Origin of the sequence: Orrella daihaiensis (assembly GCF_022811525.1) — a bacterium.
Classification (GTDB): domain Bacteria; phylum Pseudomonadota; class Gammaproteobacteria; order Burkholderiales; family Burkholderiaceae_B; genus Algicoccus; species Algicoccus daihaiensis.
This window is the reverse complement of sequence record NZ_CP063982.1, coordinates 2,705,643-2,721,781: the sequence shown is the minus strand read 5'-3', so window position 1 is coordinate 2,721,781 and position 16,139 is coordinate 2,705,643. Positions and strand designations below refer to the sequence as shown.

At 52.5% G+C, this 16,139-nt stretch carries 18 protein-coding genes; 4 read left to right on the top strand and 14 right to left on the bottom strand.

Annotated elements, in window-relative coordinates:
* Nucleotides 1-28 precede the first annotated feature (28 nt).
* The gene (locus DHf2319_RS12585; protein ID WP_243478702.1) at nt 29-1,129 is read left to right on the top strand and encodes a TRAP transporter substrate-binding protein; all 1,101 of its coding nucleotides are present in this window, start codon (nt 29-31) and stop codon (nt 1,127-1,129) included.
* Between the two features lie 67 nt (nt 1,130-1,196).
* Here the strand turns inward: DHf2319_RS12585 and DHf2319_RS12580 are convergent, their stop codons facing one another.
* From DHf2319_RS12580 to DHf2319_RS12550, 7 genes are all read right to left on the bottom strand, one after another.
* A complete protein-coding gene (locus DHf2319_RS12580; RefSeq protein ID WP_243478701.1) occupies nt 1,197-2,588 on the bottom strand; it encodes a TRAP transporter large permease in 1,392 nt (463 codons plus the stop codon).
* Between the two features lie 3 nt (nt 2,589-2,591).
* Nucleotides 2,592-3,161 carry a TRAP transporter small permease subunit gene (locus DHf2319_RS12575; protein WP_243478700.1) on the bottom strand — a complete coding sequence of 190 codons (570 nt, stop codon included), beginning with the start codon at nt 3,159-3,161 and terminating at the stop codon, nt 2,592-2,594.
* 172 nt (nt 3,162-3,333) lie between these two features.
* Nucleotides 3,334-4,194 (bottom strand): DUF6279 family lipoprotein, encoded by an 861-nt coding sequence (locus tag DHf2319_RS12570; RefSeq protein WP_243478699.1) that lies wholly within the window; start codon nt 4,192-4,194, stop codon nt 3,334-3,336.
* Between the two features lie 107 nt (nt 4,195-4,301).
* Nucleotides 4,302-5,321 carry a vWA domain-containing protein gene (locus DHf2319_RS12565; protein WP_243478698.1) on the bottom strand — a complete coding sequence of 340 codons (1,020 nt, stop codon included), beginning with the start codon at nt 5,319-5,321 and terminating at the stop codon, nt 4,302-4,304.
* Nucleotides 5,314-6,312: a DUF58 domain-containing protein gene (locus tag DHf2319_RS12560; protein ID WP_243478697.1), complete on the bottom strand. Its 999-nt coding sequence runs from the start codon at nt 6,310-6,312 to the stop codon at nt 5,314-5,316. The genes DHf2319_RS12565 and DHf2319_RS12560 overlap by 8 nt, the downstream gene beginning before the upstream one ends.
* Nucleotides 6,296-7,330, bottom strand: coding sequence for an AAA family ATPase (locus tag DHf2319_RS12555; RefSeq protein WP_243478696.1), 1,035 nt, complete (start codon nt 7,328-7,330; stop codon nt 6,296-6,298). Before DHf2319_RS12555 ends, DHf2319_RS12560 begins: the two co-directional genes overlap by 17 nt.
* A gap of 18 nt (nt 7,331-7,348) precedes the next feature.
* Nucleotides 7,349-8,263 carry a S1C family serine protease gene (locus tag DHf2319_RS12550; protein ID WP_243478695.1) on the bottom strand — a complete coding sequence of 305 codons (915 nt, stop codon included), beginning with the start codon at nt 8,261-8,263 and terminating at the stop codon, nt 7,349-7,351.
* 63 nt (nt 8,264-8,326) lie between these two features.
* Here DHf2319_RS12550 and DHf2319_RS12545 point away from each other — a divergent pair, with 63 nt between their 5' ends.
* On the top strand, nt 8,327-9,361 hold the full coding sequence (locus DHf2319_RS12545; protein WP_243478694.1) for a VWA domain-containing protein: 1,035 nt from the start codon (nt 8,327-8,329) through the stop codon (nt 9,359-9,361).
* Here DHf2319_RS12545 and DHf2319_RS12540 read toward each other — a convergent pair.
* Nucleotides 9,293-10,369, bottom strand: a complete 1,077-nt coding sequence (locus tag DHf2319_RS12540; RefSeq protein WP_243478693.1) for a YeeE/YedE family protein — start codon at nt 10,367-10,369, stop codon at nt 9,293-9,295. The two genes, DHf2319_RS12545 and DHf2319_RS12540, sit on opposite strands and share 69 nt — an antisense overlap.
* Before the next feature lie 158 nt (nt 10,370-10,527).
* Between DHf2319_RS12540 and DHf2319_RS12535 the strand changes: the two genes are divergently transcribed.
* Together DHf2319_RS12535 and DHf2319_RS12530 are read left to right on the top strand one after the other, a co-directional pair.
* Nucleotides 10,528-11,229 (top strand): glutathione binding-like protein, encoded by a 702-nt coding sequence (locus DHf2319_RS12535; RefSeq protein WP_243478692.1) that lies wholly within the window; start codon nt 10,528-10,530, stop codon nt 11,227-11,229.
* A 45-nt stretch (nt 11,230-11,274) separates the two neighbouring features.
* The gene (locus DHf2319_RS12530; RefSeq protein ID WP_243478691.1) at nt 11,275-11,973 is read left to right on the top strand and encodes a haloacid dehalogenase type II; all 699 of its coding nucleotides are present in this window, start codon (nt 11,275-11,277) and stop codon (nt 11,971-11,973) included.
* Nucleotides 11,974-11,989: 16 nt separating this feature from the next.
* Here the strand turns inward: DHf2319_RS12530 and DHf2319_RS12525 are convergent, their stop codons facing one another.
* Genes DHf2319_RS12525 through DHf2319_RS12500 form a run of 6 tightly spaced genes read right to left on the bottom strand, consistent with a single transcriptional unit; the run spans nt 11,990 to nt 16,008 of the window.
* Nucleotides 11,990-12,556, bottom strand: coding sequence for a cytochrome b (locus tag DHf2319_RS12525; RefSeq protein WP_243478690.1), 567 nt, complete (start codon nt 12,554-12,556; stop codon nt 11,990-11,992).
* A gap of 1 nt (nt 12,557) precedes the next feature.
* A complete protein-coding gene (locus tag DHf2319_RS12520; protein ID WP_243478689.1) occupies nt 12,558-13,367 on the bottom strand; it encodes a DUF3750 domain-containing protein in 810 nt (269 codons plus the stop codon).
* Nucleotides 13,368-13,388: 21 nt separating this feature from the next.
* On the bottom strand, nt 13,389-14,081 hold the full coding sequence (gene can / locus DHf2319_RS12515) for a carbonate dehydratase (protein ID WP_243478688.1): 693 nt from the start codon (nt 14,079-14,081) through the stop codon (nt 13,389-13,391).
* Nucleotides 14,082-14,099: 18 nt separating this feature from the next.
* A complete protein-coding gene (locus tag DHf2319_RS12510) occupies nt 14,100-14,702 on the bottom strand; it encodes a hypothetical protein (RefSeq protein WP_243478687.1) in 603 nt (200 codons plus the stop codon).
* A 15-nt stretch (nt 14,703-14,717) separates the two neighbouring features.
* Nucleotides 14,718-15,425 carry a Crp/Fnr family transcriptional regulator gene (locus tag DHf2319_RS12505; RefSeq protein ID WP_243478686.1) on the bottom strand — a complete coding sequence of 236 codons (708 nt, stop codon included), beginning with the start codon at nt 15,423-15,425 and terminating at the stop codon, nt 14,718-14,720.
* A 55-nt stretch (nt 15,426-15,480) separates the two neighbouring features.
* Nucleotides 15,481-16,008, bottom strand: coding sequence for a GNAT family N-acetyltransferase (locus tag DHf2319_RS12500; protein ID WP_243478685.1), 528 nt, complete (start codon nt 16,006-16,008; stop codon nt 15,481-15,483).
* Between the last annotated feature and the right edge of the window lie 131 nt (nt 16,009-16,139).

The window sequence follows — 16,139 nt, the reverse complement described above, 5'->3', positions numbered from 1 at the left end:
TCTTAACGTTCATTAACGGAGACTCTGAATGGATCGTCGTTCCTTTATTCGCAAAGCTGGTATGACTGGTGCCGGGGTAGCTGGCCTCTCAACCATGGCCACGCCTGCGCTGTCACAAAACAAAATCACATGGCGCATGGTGACCACGTGGCCCAAGAATTTCCCCGGCTTGGGCGTGGGCGCGCAGCGGCTTGCTGATCGTATTACGGCAGCATCAGGTGGCCGTCTGACCGTTCAGGTGTACTCTGCTGGCGAGTTGGTTCCGCCACTGCAGTCAATCGACGCTGTGATTGATGGTGGTGCCGAAATGTCTCATGGTGCGGCTTACTATTGGCAGAACAAGAGTCAAGCGCTCGCGTTCTTTACTGGAGTACCCTTCGGAATGACCAGCCGTGAGCTTGCTGCATGGGTGCGCTACTTGGGCGGCCAGCAAGTTTGGGATGAGGTTTATGATCAGTTTGGCCTGCAGGGCTTTTTGTCTGGTGACACCGGTACTCAAGCGGGCGGTTGGTTCCGCAAAGAGCTCACAGGTCTTGATGATCTCAAAGGTTTACGTTTCCGTACGCCTGGTCTGGGCGGAAAAGTCTGGGCCAAGCTTGGTGCATCCGTCACCAACATGGCTGCTGGCGAAATCTTCCAGGCACTGCAGTCCGGCACGCTCGATGCGGCTGAGTTTGTGGGTCCCTATAACGATTTGGCGCTGGGCTTCTACAAGGTTTGCAAGATTTACTACACCAGCAGCTTTACTGAACCTGGTCTAGCTACCGAGTGCGTGGTCAATAAGAAAAAGTATCAAGAACTGCCTAAAGACCTGCAGGCGCTTATCCGTGATGTTTGCCAGGCCGAGTACGACCAAGTGGCTTCTGACTTTGCAGCTAATGATCCACGTGCGCTCGAAGTGCTGATCAAAGAGCATGGTGTGAAAGCGATACCACAGTTCCCCGATAGCATCGTTGAAGCTGCTGCCAAAGCTTCTGCTGAAATCTTGACCGAAATTGGTGATAAGGGCGATGCCATGACCAAGAAGACGCTAGATAGCTTCATCAAGGGACTGAACATTGTGAAAATCAAGACCGATGGCACCGATGCTCAATTCATTCAGGCGCGTGCCAAGTACTTCAAACTTTGACGAGCTCCATCAAGTAAGCATCGTTGCATAAACACTAAGGCCCTGCATTCGCAGGGCCTTAGTGTTTTTAGTACAGCAAACTGGGCAACCAGGTGACGAGCTCGGGGAAAACGAAGAGCAGTGCGATTGCGATCAGTTGCAGCATCACAAATGGAACCGCACCCTTGTATATTTGTCCGGTCGTGACACTTGGTGGAGCAACCCCTCGCAAATAGAACAGAGAGAACCCGAAAGGTGGCGTTAGAAAGCTTGTTTGCAAGTTCACGCCCACCATCACGCCTAGCCACACAGGGTCAAGCCCCAGCATTAACAAGATAGGCGCAGTTATCGGGATAACGATAAAGATGATCTCAAACGTATCGAGTATGAAACCCAGGACGAACATGATCAACATCACAACGATCATGGCACCAATCGCACCACCGGGCAGATTTGACAAGAACTCGTGAACCAGGTTGTCGCCGCCCATCTGGCGAAATACGATTGAAAACACGGATGCGCCAAAGATGATGATAAAAATCATCGAAGTGATTGTCGCAGTAGAGACAACAGCCTCTTTCAAAACAGTCAGCGACAACTTTCGCCGTGTTGCTGCCAGTGCCATTGCGCCAACGGCGCCCACGGAGGCGGCTTCAGTCGGTGTGGCAATGCCACCGAGAATTGAACCAAGCACAGCAATGATCAAGAGCAGTGGCGGCACCAGTGCTGTCAGCACCTCCTTGGCCAGTGAGTGGCTACCCTCTTCTTTGACAAACGGTGTGGCCGGACAGGACTGCGGTGATGTAATCGCTTTGAAGACCATCCAGAGTAAATACAGGCTGACCAACAGTAAGCCCGGGATGAAAGCGCCAGCAAAAAGGTCACCGACAGAAACTGGGTCCGGCGCGAAATTGCCTTTTGACATTTGCACCTGTGCGTTAATGCCAGCCAGCATATCCGCCATAAAAATAAGTACTGTCGAAGGCGGAATAATTTGTCCCAGGGTTCCCGAAGCACAGATAACACCAGAAGCGAGTTTGGGGTCGTAGCCAGCTCTGAGCATGGCTGGCAATGAAATCAGCCCCATGGTTACCACGGTGGCACCTACAACACCCGTGGATGCCGCCAGCAAGGCACCGACGATGATGACCGATATGCCCAATCCACCTCTAAGGTTGCCAAATAGTTTGCTCATGGTCATGAGCAGTTGCTCGGCGATACGTGATCGTTCAAGCATGACCCCCATGAAGATAAATAGCGGCACAGCCACCAGAACCTCATTGGTCATAAAACCAATGTAACGACCAGCCAACGCAGAAAAGTTGGTGAAATCAAATACGCCCAGGTGGTAGCCCACGACAGCAAAAAGCAAAGAGGTGCCCGCGAGCGTGAACGCAACCGGGAAGCCCAGCATCAAAAAGCCGATCACACCAAAGAACATAAGTCCGGAGAGAATTTCTCCGATCAGAATGGGATCCATGGATTATTCCTTGATGGTGCCGTCACCATGGGCACTGTAGCTAAAGTCACTTGGGATGAGGTCTTCCCGTTTGCCAAGTACGAGCAATGATCGAATCGCCATTGCCAACCCTTGCAGGGCAACCAAGACTGCAAAGACGATGATGAAGCTCTTTAAGATGTATAGACCTGGCATGCCGCCAACATTGGCCGAGTTCTCAAGCAAATTCCAGGAACGCTGTACAAACGGCATGCCGTAGTAGTAGACCACCCACATAAAAGGCAGCAAAAATACACAGACACCGATTAAATCTGCAATTGCTTTGAATCGGGTTGATGCTGGACGATAAAAAATGTCCACGCGGACGTGATCCCCGCGAAACAGGGCAAATGCTGCCACGGCAGTAAACATCGCGCCGTTTAACCAAACATATAAATCCTGCGCCCAAAGTTGAGTGCTACCAAGTACATAGCGTTCGAACACCACCCAGAAACAAACCAGCACAATTCCAAGCGAGAGCCAGGACGTTATTTTGCCGATGATTTTATTGATGCTATTGATTAACCGCATTAAAGCGGCGAGCGTTGTTAGCATGTCAATCCTCCAACGCAGCGCGTCAGGTGCCAAACGTCTGACGGAACACTACGCAAACGAACCTTGATCTGACGTATTTCGTCAGCAAAACCCCGGATTCTAATTCAATTGAGTCAGCAAGCCGCGATTGGATTGCCAGACAATCAATTTTGTCACTCAGTATTTCTTTATTTCATTGTGACAGTGCTTCAAAATCGCCTGCATACGTTAACAGTCTTTGTTGCAAATGACGACGCTGTTTGTCTGTCATGCTGTTGAGCATGCTCGCTGTTAATTCCGCGAGCGATTGCAGGCGGGCCTCGCGATCTACTTGTAATTCTGCTACACGATAACGAGACAGGCTCTGAAAATAGTTATGCAGCTCAGTGGCTGCGACTTGTGCTGAAGGTTGGTCTTGTGCATTAGCGAGTAATTGCAGCAGCGCTTTTTGGCGCTCTATGCGCTCCTGTCCCCAAAGCTTGGCCCGGCTGGGTTGTTGGGCGAGCCATCCTGCTAGTATTTGTTCCTGTTCTTGGGTGAGCGATCCCAGCCAGTCTTCGTAGCGCTCGCTAAATCGTTCGAGCCGCTCAGCGCTTGCAGCTTCGGGATTGTTAAGGTTTTCTGCAGCGTATTCGGCATTAGACTCATCGAATGAGGCTTGCAATTGCAGGCGTTGGCGTTCGCTTAAGGTAAGTACCAGCGGGGCAAGCCGATAAGCCGAGCGCTCGGCAACAATCAGCAAGGCTTGCTGAAACTGTTGCTGTTTTTCCAGGAGTTCTTGCGCGGTAAAAATTCGCGGCTGATCCAGTTTGGCTGCCCATTGACGCATCGTCTGAGCATAAACTGGCAATTCATCCTTGCGATGCCAAGCTTGAAAGCTTCTGAGCTCCTGAGCCAAGAGCGCCTCTTGCTCATCGTCCAAATCCAGATAACTGTCCATCTGGTATTGCAGCAACAGAGGTGCATTGTTATAGGCCAACTGCACCGAACTGCAGGCGGCTAGCAGTGTGATAGAGCACAACATCACCAAGCGAACAGGAAGGCGTAAAAACATCGTAGAACAGATATGCGAGACGAATATGTTTGTGAGGGACATCGATTGGTTCAGTGTACGCAAGACACTGCTTTGAGGCTCTAGATCCATAGCATCGCGCATGGAATTTAGAGAATCCGCCCCTGTCGCCAGAGTTTGGCTCCCATGCCAACGAGCAGTAAAAGTACACCCGAAAGCAATAGCAGTGCACTGATTTCCATGGACTGACGCCGATCAAAGGTCACGCTAGCCTCGATCGCTTCAAAAATTTGTAGCAAGTCAGAACTAGATACGCTCTCGTAATATGTCCCCAGGGTGAGATCGGCGATGTCGGCCAGAACTCCGGATTCAAGTCGTACTCTTTGCGACACCCCCTCGGCCTTGACCACGGCACCTTCTTTGGTGCCGATGCCGATCGTGTGGATACGTACACCAAACTGTGATGCCAGATCAGCCATTTGCATAATGTCAGGCCCCATGTTGGAGCCGCCATCTGAAATCAGCACCATGGCCTGAGATCGGTTTGAGCCAGGCGGTTTGGTGACGTTCGGGTCGGGTCGCCAGCTAGGCTGGCTGTCGGCTTGGTTCTGCCGCATGGAATCATTCATGAGCGTTTGCACATCAATGCCAGCCGACGGCAACAATTCAGATAAGCCAATCAAGATGCCACTGCCCAGTGCGGAACCCGTTTGAATCGTAATGGTGTCCAAGGCCTCGTTAAGCGCATCATGTTCAGTCGTAGGCGGTTGAATCAAGGTAGCAGTAGCCGCGGTGGTGACCAACCCGATACGGGTGCCACCTGGCTGAGCCGCGATCATATCTTTGAGTTTGGCTTTGGCTGCATCGAGTCTGGTAGGACTGACATCATCAGCGCTCATGCTGCCGGATATATCCAGCACGATCATCAGTTGATCGGCACGAGAGGGCAGATTGATCTGAAGTTTTGGTCGGGCAATCGCTGTAAGCACGGCCGCCAGTCCGATGACCACCAGTAGTCCGGCAAATACACTCGCCAAGTTTGATCGTTCATAGCGACGGGCGAGCTGATAGATAAGAATCGCCGCTGGCACGATGACCAGTAGCCACAACATACTGGGCCAGACAAACTCGAACTGCGGCAAGCTCAACGACTTCAACCAGTCATGCATGGCGCACGCCTCCCGCTGCCAGCCGCATGAGTTGCTGGCGTTGTCGAACAAACCGTATCAAGCCTTCATGGACTGCGTCGTTAGTTCCCAGTTCCAGGCAATCTACCCCGCTGCGGGTGAACGCCTGCATAAGCTGTGACTCATGATCGGCCGCTTGTTTGGCAAAACGCTGACGAAATTGATGATCGCTGGTATCAATAAATACTTGCTCGCCTGTTTCGGCGTCACGCATGGTCAGCATACCCATGTCTGGCAACTGTTGCTCCATTGGATCCACCAGGCGGATAGCGACGACATCGTGGCGGCTCGAGAGCATCATCAGCGATTTGTCCCAACTTTGATCAGCATAGAAATCCGACAGAATAAAGACCGTGCTGCGCTGCTTGATCAGGCGCGCTGCGCGCGTGAATAAGCGTGCGAGACTGGTCGTTTGGTTGGTTGTTTGAATGGGTGCAGTCAAGACATGTTCAAGGATATGCAGTAAGTGTCTGCGTCCTGCTCGTGCAGGCAAAATATCAACATTGGCGCGCCCTCGATCAACAATGGCGCCCACTCGATTGCCATGTTGCTGCAACAGGTGCCCGAGCGTGGCGATTGCTTCAGCAGCGACTTGGCGTTTACTGATACTGCCTGACCCGAAATCTACTGACGGCGATAAATCCACTACAAACCATGCGGTCAGTTCCCGGTCTTCCTCATGCTGGCGCACATAGGGCGTTTGCATGCGGGCCGTGACATTCCAGTCGATATGGCGCACATCGTCTTTAGGCTCATACTCACGCAGGTCTGCCAGCATCATGCCTGAGCCTCTAAAGAGCGTACGGTAGTCACCCTGCAGCAGACCATCAAGACGCCGCGCGCTTGTCCAAGTCACGCGCGCGAGCAAAGCGCGAGCATTGATACCAGCACCCACTCTAACCCCAGGTGCTGGCGCTGGCGCCTCGTTGGCAGGCTCAGCCAGTGGTTTGGACTGTTTAAGCCACTTGAACATGGCGATGCAATGGCCGCTCGGGGGCAGCAACCGCTTTGAGCACTTCAGCGATGATGTCATCAGCCGTTACGTTCTCGGCTAGGGCCTCATACGACATCACGAGACGATGTCGCATTACGTCTGGCGCAACATCAATCAGGTCTTGTGGTGTCGTGTAGGCACGGCCACGTAAAAACGCCAATGCTCTGGCACCCTCAACCAGACTGATACTGGCCCGCGGACTGGCACCAAACATGATGAAGGGCGCAAGCTTGCCCAGACCTGCTTTAGCTGGATCGCGTGTGGCATTGACCAAGTCCACGGCATATTGAACCAGCGCCGAATCAACGAACCCACGCCGGCAATGCTTTTGGATTTCAGCCAGCTGCTCGGTGCTGGCGCGAGCTGCCACATTGATTGAGTCCCCAATGGCCCGTTGCACGATCACAAATTCTTCCTCGGGCTGTGGATAGCCGACCAGAACTTTCATCATGAAACGATCGACCTGTGCCTCAGGCAAGGGATAAGTGCCTTCACTTTCAATTGGGTTTTGTGTGGCCATCACCACGAACGGTTTAGGTAGCGTATGGGTTTGACCAGCGATAGTGACCTGGCGCTCTTGCATCACCTCAAGCAGAGCGCTTTGCACCTTGGCCGGTGCACGGTTGATCTCATCTGCCAACAACAGGTTGGCAAATACCGGTCCAAGCTCGGTGGTGAACTCGCTGGTTTTTTGGTTATAGACCCGGGTGCCAACCAGATCGGCAGGCAAGAGATCAGGGGTGAACTGGATTCGCTTGAATGAGCCTTGTAACACTTTGGCCAGTGTGTTGACCGTGAGTGTTTTGGCTAACCCGGGCACACCTTCAATTAATAAGTGTCCTCCCGAAAGCATCGCAATCATGATGCGTTCAAGAAAGGCATCTTGCCCAACGACAACTTTTTTGACTTCGTACAGCACGCCTTCCATCAGTGCGGCTGATTGAGTGACCTCATTGATGGGGCTGTCTTGCGCTTGCCAGATTTCCGGTTGGTTCATGAATGTATCGACTCTTGTTTAGAAGGGTGGGATGCCGGCGGCATTGGCCGCGCTTTCCATGGTGATCGCAAATCCAATACCCGCAAATGCGCCATCGGGTGAGGGGTTTAAAAGTGCAGTGACCACTCCGAGTACTTCACCAGCTTGATTCACTAGCGGCCCGCCGGAGCTACCTGGGTTAACTGCCGCATCGAATTGAATGAGCCCCTCAAGTCGTTCGCCATTCGGGATTTGGTAGGAACGGTTAAGCCCTGAGACCACACCGGCAGACACAGAGGGTCCCATACCGAACGGGAAACCAACGGCAACAACCATATCGCCAGGCACCAATTGACCGCTTGGTGCCAACACAGCTGGCTTTAAATCATCCGGTATGCGGGCTGGGGCCAGCACCGCCAAGTCACGTTCGGGCTGAGAGGAAGCGACCACCGCGGGTGATTCCAACCCATCAGCAAACGTCACCAAAATCCGCTCAGATCCGGCCACCACATGGTAGTTGGTCAAGATGCTGCCATCTTCTTTAATGACAAACCCAGCGCCTTTGCCGGGACCACTGATTAAGCCTGGTGGTGGTGGATCACCATCGAGCGTGCGGATTTTTACGATGGAGGGCCAAACGATAGCGGCTGCTTGGGCGGGTTTGGACGGTAGCGTTTTGGTGGCCAGCGTCTCAAGCACAATCGACTCAACCTTGCTCTCGGTCAGGGCTTGCGTCTGGGCTGCAGGGCGAGGTTGCATGGCCCACACAATGGCCGCACCCAGAAGTAGCCCAAATACCACCAGTAAATATGGGTTTTTAAGGTAGGGCTTGAGCGATTCAACATTACGCTTGGTGGGTGCTGGTGCGTGGTCATGACCAGCCAACGCCTGAGCAATCGGCTTGGCGTAATCTGTTCTCGGCGAGCTGCGGCTGTATAGCGTGGCGCGTTTCATGACCTGACCTCAATGCGGCGGACGGTGATACAGTTAAACCATCTTAACGCCGACGGTACTTTTATGCACTTTATTTGGCCGCAGGCTTTGTGGGGTCTTTTGCTAGTGCCCGTTTTGGTGCTGGTTTACCTATGGTTGCTAAAACGCAGACGCCGACAAGCGTTTGGCTACTCGACGTTGATGATCGTGCGCCAGGCCATGTCACCGGGCCAGGGGTGGCGACGTCATGTGCCGCCAGTTCTGCTTTTGTCGGCCATCACCGTCGGGCTAGTTGGTGCGGCACGTCCGACCGCAAAAATAGTGCTGCCCGCTGACTATATGACGCTGGTGCTCGCGGTCGATGTGTCCTTGAGTATGGCAGCCGAAGATGTGCCACCAAATCGCCTGCGAGCAGCTCAAGACACGGTGAAGGACTTTATCAATCGGTTGCCCGATGATATCCGGGTGGGGCTAGTGACGTTTGCTGGCACGGCTCAGGTCGCCCAGCGGGTTACCGATGACCGCCAAGCTCTGATGGATGCCATTGACAGGTTTCGCTTGCAACGAGCTACCGCTACGGGCAGTGGATTGTTGATGGCGTTAGCTACATTAATGCCAGAGTTGGCCTTAGATATCGAGCTTTTGATTTACGGTTTTGATGGTGAGCGGGCCCGGGGCGGCGCTCCGTTGTTTGAGGGTCGTCAACCAGTCCCGCCAGGCGCTTTTGAATCGGGTGCCATCATTCTGATTTCGGATGGCCGCCGCACGACTGGCCCGAACCCCATTGCGGCCGCACAACTGGCAGCGCAGTTAGGGGTGCGGGTCTACACCGTGGCGTTTGGCACTCCCGACGGTTTTATCCCAGGGTTTGAGGGGCGCTCTTTCTATGCGGCGGTCGATGAGCGAACCTTGCAGGCGATTGCCTTAATCACTGAAGGGGAGTTCTTTAAAGCAGAAAATGCCGCTGAACTCAACAAGATCTACCAACAACTTTCCACACAATTTTCGCTTGAGCGCGAACAGACCGAAATCAGCGCGTTGTTTGCCGCTTCAAGCGCTTTGCTGGTGTTGCTCGCTGCCGGTTTGTCGTTGTATTGGTTCAGACGACGCGACGCTTAAGCGTTCCAAGCGCAATGCCAACCAGCCTCCAGCGCAAATGCCGGCAAATGCCATCATGGATGCAAAAGACAGGGTCGACATGCCAGTCAAGCCTTGCCCAATTGAGCAGCCCAAAGCCAGTGCACCGCCAATGCCCATGCAAGCCGCACCCAGCAAATACCTGGGCATATCCGCAGATTTATCAAACCCAGTGATGCTGAACTGACCGGTGGCGCGAGCCGCGAAGAACGATCCCAACACTACGCCAAGTACCACCACAACCCCAAAACTCAGCGTCATGCCTGTGGCGATCATGGCGTACTGGATTGCCGAGCCAACGGGAGCAACGAACGTCAAGGACACCAGTGGGGTGGGCTCGAATTCATCAAATCCAATCCACCCCGTCACGATCCATCCCGCCACTACCAACAGGCCAATAACAAGGCCGGAGATCACGTCAAGTCGTTGTTGTAAAAAACCTTTGTCCTTGCAGATAAAGGCGAATAGCAGACCGCCAAATATGGCGATAAATGTCCAGCGGTCAGCGTCAGTTGAGAAACTGCTGCTGTCTAGGGTTACCGCCGTCATTTCTGTAATGCTGCTGCGCAATGGACCAAGTACCCCGCTAAGCGTCGCAAAAGCGCTGATGCCCATGATCAGCAAAACAAGCAAGCTACGAAGGTTGCCCTGACCAAGCAACACCAGTGAACGGGCGCCACAGCCGCGCGCTCGAATCATTCCAAACCCAAAAAGCATGCCGCCAAAGATGGTTAATAGCCAGGATACTTGCGGCATTTGGTAGATGCTTTGTGACAGGTCAACCACGCCAGCGGTGTTCAGCATCTGGGAACCGAGAATGGCAACGAGCATCGCTAGCGCAAATGCGCGCAACTTGTTACCGTTACCGGAAGTGAGCTGTTGACGCAGGGCGCTGTTCAAGCAAAAGCCCGATAGTTGACCTATAACACCGTAAGCCAAACCGATCGCCAGACCCAACCAAAGAACCCATTCTGATACAGATAATTCCATTTCTTTGAAACCTAAGACAGCCAGAAGAATTGCGGCAGTGAAAGTGCAGCCATGAAAACAAGGCAATGTTAAAAGAGTCACTGCAACACGGTGACGTTACGATAATCGAACGTATCAAGACAAATACTGATTCGCAAAAAGCTTATTCGGAATTGGAAATGATTGATCTTTATTACTGGCCCACCCCAAATGGTCACAAAATCACCTTGTTTCTCGAAGAAGCCTCCCTATCCTATGAGATCAAGCCTGTGAACATAGGGCGTGGCGAGCAATTTGAGCCTGATTTTTTGAAAATTGCTCCAAACAACCGCATGCCAGCGATCGTTGATCATGCCCCAATTGGTGGTGGCGAACCCATTCCAATATTTGAATCTGGCGCCATTTTGCTTTATCTTGCCGATAAAACACAGTTATTTCTTCCAAGTGACTTTAGGCAGCGATGGGTCGCTTTGCAGTGGCTGTTCTGGCAGATGGGTGGCCTAGGCCCCATGGCGGGGCAGAATCATCATTTTGTCCAATACGCGCCTGAACGGATCCCTTACGCGATGGATCGCTATGTGAATGAGACCAGCAGGCTTTACGGCGTTTTAAATAAGCACCTCTCCGATGGGCGTGCATATGTTGCTGGGCAGGATTACTCCATTGCCGATATGGCAATTTACCCCTGGATTGTGCCTCACGTTCGCCAGCAACAGGATTTAAATGACTTCGCCGCACTTAAAGCCTGGTTTGAGCGCATCGCAGCTAGGCCGGCAACCATTGCCGCTTATAAGGTCGGTGAAACGGTGTCGACCAAGCCTACGGTGGACGATGAAGCCAAGAAAATTCTGTTTGGTCAAACGGCTAAAACCGTGCGGTAATCTGCCCTCACTTGGGCAAAACGTTTCGGTCTTTTTGGTGAAGCGATGACTGTAAAGGCAGCGGTATTTGATGCTTATGGCACTTTATTTGATGTGTATGCAGTGACAGCACGTCTGGATTCATATTGCCCTGGTCAGGGTAATGCGATCGCACAGCTTTGGCGTGACAAACAAATTGAATATTCGCGGCTGGTGAGCCTGAGTGACCCAAGTCCACAAGGTAGTCGCTACTACCAGTCTTTCTGGACCATTACCTGTAAGGCACTTGAATATGCGCTGCGCCGATTTGAGCAGTCGCTGAGCCAGGCACAGATTAAATCGGTGCTGGATCAATACTATGCGCTTGACGCCTTCTCCGAGAACGCCAAGGTACTCGCTACTTTAAAGCAGCAGGGGGTTAGAACTGCGATTTTGTCCAATGGTGATCCTGGCATGCTAGCGGGTGCAGTGACTGGTGCTGGTATGGAGTCATTGATTGATCATGTACTGTCTGTAGACGAAGTGAGGCACTTTAAAACCACACCGCAGGCATACGGTCTGGTTGAGCAAACCTTAGGCGTTCAGCCGCCTGAGGTGCTGTTCGTGTCGAGTAATGGCTGGGACATCCTTGGGGCTCAGTGGTTTGGCTTTCGCACATGCTGGATCAATCGGGCCGGACTGCCGCCTGAAACATTAGGGCCCGAACCCGAGTTTCAGGGGAGCAACCTGAACGTGGTGCTCGATGTGCTAGCAGCGCTTAGATAGATCAGAAAATCGACAGTTATTTGTCACGTGCGGTTAACGACATGTGATTGAACACACCGTCATGGTCTACAAGCCGATGTTTGAGTGCACCGGCGACATGCAAGAACAAAAGCACGCACAACGCGACAGCCAACCAGCCATGGATCGCGAAAATCTCTTTGGCGAATTCCTTGTCAGCTGGGATACCAGGCATGGCAGGTAAATTGATTCCAAACAGGATATTCAGGGCACCAAATGCAGTAACGCCAGCCCAGCCTAAAAGCGCGATGGCTACCAACAGCGAGTACAACAACCACTGCGTTGTCTTGGCAAGCTTGCGCACGGGCACCGAAACGCTGTCAGGGTAGTCCGGGGCAGTGTTGGTTGCGCGCAATATCAAACGCCAGATGACTAACCACAACACAATAAACCCGAAGGTTTTATGCGAGGCATATAACGTGCCCGTCAGGCCATCCCAAATATTTGCTTCGGCACGATCCACCATCCAGAAGCCAATCGGTAACAAGATCAACACCAGCATGGCGACGATCCAGTGCAGCCAGCGTTGGGTGGCAGAAAAACCCAGTGTGCCTCGTGTGTCCATGTCAGGAAGCCTCCACCTCTGTGATTGAGTAAACATCACGACAACCATTGTGCGCTATTGTTCCATCAAATCCTAGCCGTCCCACAAAAGGCAGTCGTAGTGCAGGGCAATTGAAGTCCACTCCAACCCCCAAGCCGAGCAGGTTGAATTCAAACCCCTCTTGTGGGCTGGCAATCAAGCCCAGTAGCCCTTCGAGCGATAACTGAATGCCACGGCCAGAGGGGGGGGAACCGAATGGGTCGTCTAAAGGACGATAGTCCTTCCCGATGGCGGTGGGCGGCAAGTCCAGATCTAAAGCGGGAACCGAACGGCCGATATGAGCCAAAAACGTGTTGCTGTTTGGCCCAGGATAGCTTCGATAGGTTTGGGCATAGGGATAGCTGGCAATCGCTCGTTCGATGTCCGGGATCATGTTTTCAGCAACAGGCCCCCGATGCAATACCAGCAGCTTAGGGGTTGCACCGTACCATTGACCATCAGCTCTGGCATGGTTGCGCCGCACGACGTTGGTACGGCCCCAGCCAATGACTTCATGCCGGGTGTATGTCGTCTCGCCGGCGCGCTTATAAACAAGCCATGGATGAACTGCAAAGTATCCACGCCAACCGTAGGTTGGGGCAGCCAATACTGCCACCACTGCGTCTTTCGTCGTTTCAGGGGCGGGCAATAGGTTGGTTGCCTCTCTTGGTAGCTGATACCAGCCCAGTGTCTGGGCATGCGCGATGCGCTCACCGTCTTGCCACCACTTGATCGCAGCAGCTGCAGTCACGAGTAGCAAAAAAATCAGCAGGATTCGATAAAGTAGTTTCATGCAAAAAGTCTAATTCCGAAACTACGGCCGAACAAAAGGTTGATATTGCATGGAAAGAACAGACTCGTACCGTTCAGTGAGTTCTTCTGAAGACGTGATGCTGATGTCCAAATCACGCACCAAGCCGTCATGCAGACCATATACCCAGCCGTGAACAGTCACAGGTTGACCATCAGCCCAAGCTTGTTGAACACTGCTGGTTTGGCAAACGTGTATGACTTGCTCGATGACATTTAGTTCACAGAGCCTATCGAGTTTTTGATCGTCTCTGACAATATGCCCGAGGTAGTTCGAGTGCTTTTGTTGGACATCGCGGATATGGCGTATCCAGTTGTCAGCAAGACCGACCCTACGGTTTAGCATGGCCGCCTTCACGCCCGAGCATCCATAGTGTCCAACCACAATGATATGTCTGACTTTAAGTTCCTCGATGGCGAATTGAATGACGGACAGCACATTCAAGTCCGTGTGCACCACAACATTACCAATGTTTCGGTGGACAAACACCTCGCCAGGCGCGAGTCCCGTGATCTGGTTAGCCGGTACGCGCGAGTCCGAGCAACCAATCCATAGATATTCCGGTGACTGCTGGTTCGCTAGGCGGGTGAAATAGTCTTTGTCATTTTGGGTTACATCCGCAACCCAACGGCGGTTGCTTTCAAATAGTTTTGCCAAACTACTGTTTGAGCCAGATGTTGTCGTCGAAGTGAGCATGCTCAAAGTTCCAGGAATTTAATGAGTACGACTGATTTTGCGCTGTCTCAGTTTAAGTCGTCGAGTGACTACTACGGCGGCAACAGTAGCAGCCATCGTACCGATGGCTGCAGGAAATAATGCCGTGGTCACCGAGTAGCTTTCAAGTGCCATCAACACGAGCACGTTACGCACTACGATCAGGCTAAAGAACAATAGCGATTCCGACTCGGGGCGATCATATGCTTTGCGCAATGTGGGGCCGAATCCTAGGATGTCGACCGTTGTGACTAACAGCACAGCCAGCAAAGGATTGTTGGTGGCATACCAGAGCGGAACGGCAGCCAGTGCGGTCAGGAAAAAAACCCAGTCGCTGCGTACAATTCGCACGTCACCGCGCTTGGTATAGGCTGTCGCGGCAATTAGAAATGCGACTAACGCAGAAAAACCGACAGGCCATGCACCCACGCCACCACCGGCCTCTCGTTGAGCCCAAAATACGATTGACGTGGTAATGCCCCAGATGGTCCAAGACATGACATGCGGACGGATGATGCCACGAACTGTAGATAACAAATACGGAAAAATCGCGAGCACCATGATCGCTGTCGCAATGGCTGATAGCCAGGCTTTGTCGATCACGTGGATGTGACCATCTCAGTCGGCCCGCTTCAGTTTCGGCAGGTCGATGATTCGGTACAGGCGGCCAATCCGATCCATGGGTTCAATAGCGCCCTCTTTCACCCAGCGGCTAACTTCCCGGCTAACCGTTTCGAGCTTTAGGTCAGACATTGCCCCCATGTCCTCGCGTGAGAACAGCGATGTCAATGAGGGGTCTTCATCATGACGCATTTTAAGAATGATGTTGGCCACACGTTGTCGGGCTGTTCCAAAATTCAGGTCAGCCAGCCAGTCTTCAGAATCTTTGACAGCCTTGTGCCAGCGCTCCATCAGTCGCATATGCAAACGCGGCGAAGTGGTTGAAAGATTTTTGATGATCGATATCGGGATGCGACAGACGCTCGCCTCGCTAGCTGCAACTACATCGCTTTCGTAGCTCGGGGCAAATAGTCCCTCCAGGCCTGCAACATCACCCGCTCTTAAGATCCTGACAATTCGGACGCGCCCATCAGGGGTGTTGCGCACAACTTTCACTAGCCCCTTGCGGATCGTGAAAACATGTTCAGCCGAATCACCCTCCAGAAATAGAGTGTCGCCAGCGTGAAATACAAGGTCGTCGATGGGTGCGTGAATCGACGCAAAATCTGATTCGTTGAGATCTGCAAACAGCACCATGTCGCGGATGCCACAATGGCGGCAATCCGAAGTGCCGCGCCAGGCGGATTCTATTTGGATAGGAATCATATGTCTGAATCTAGCGCAACTACACAATTAACACTCGAGCATAGACAACTGCTGTTTAACCATCAACAGGGTTGTAAGGTGTCGCAAGCACCTTTTGGTAAAAAGATGCATCTAGCCAGCGGCCAAACTTGAAACCGGCTTGCTTGACTGTACCGCAATACTCGAACCCAAATTTTTTGTGCAAAGAAATGCTCCCTACATTTTGAGCATCGATACACCCAACCATCACATGATACTGGCCAATAGTCGCCTGATTGAGTAAATCCATCATCAAATCAGAGGCGATGCCGCGTCCATGGTATCCATCCCTGACGTAAATAGAGTGCTCTACCGTGTACTTATATGCCGGCTGAGGGCGAAATGCGCCGTATGTTGCGAACCCTACGAGTATCCCCGTGGCGTCAAATGCACAGCGTAAAGGTAATCCGTTGGCAAGCTTTTGTTCGGCCCAGATGCGAACGTTGTCAAGTGATCGGGGCTGGTAGTCATAAAGCGCTGTCGAGGTCGCGATAACGTGATTCAGAATAGCTTGAATCTCGCCGATGTCGCTTTCAATCCGGCAGTTTTGAATGGAAATTGGCATAGGCTGTCTCAGGCAACGGCGCGAAGTTTGGTTAAATGTTGTGATTATCAAGCACGCGTCAAGAATATCAGACGTCAGCCAAATCATGGCGATAGTCGCGGCTCTGATGTTTGCGGTGACTGCTACACTAA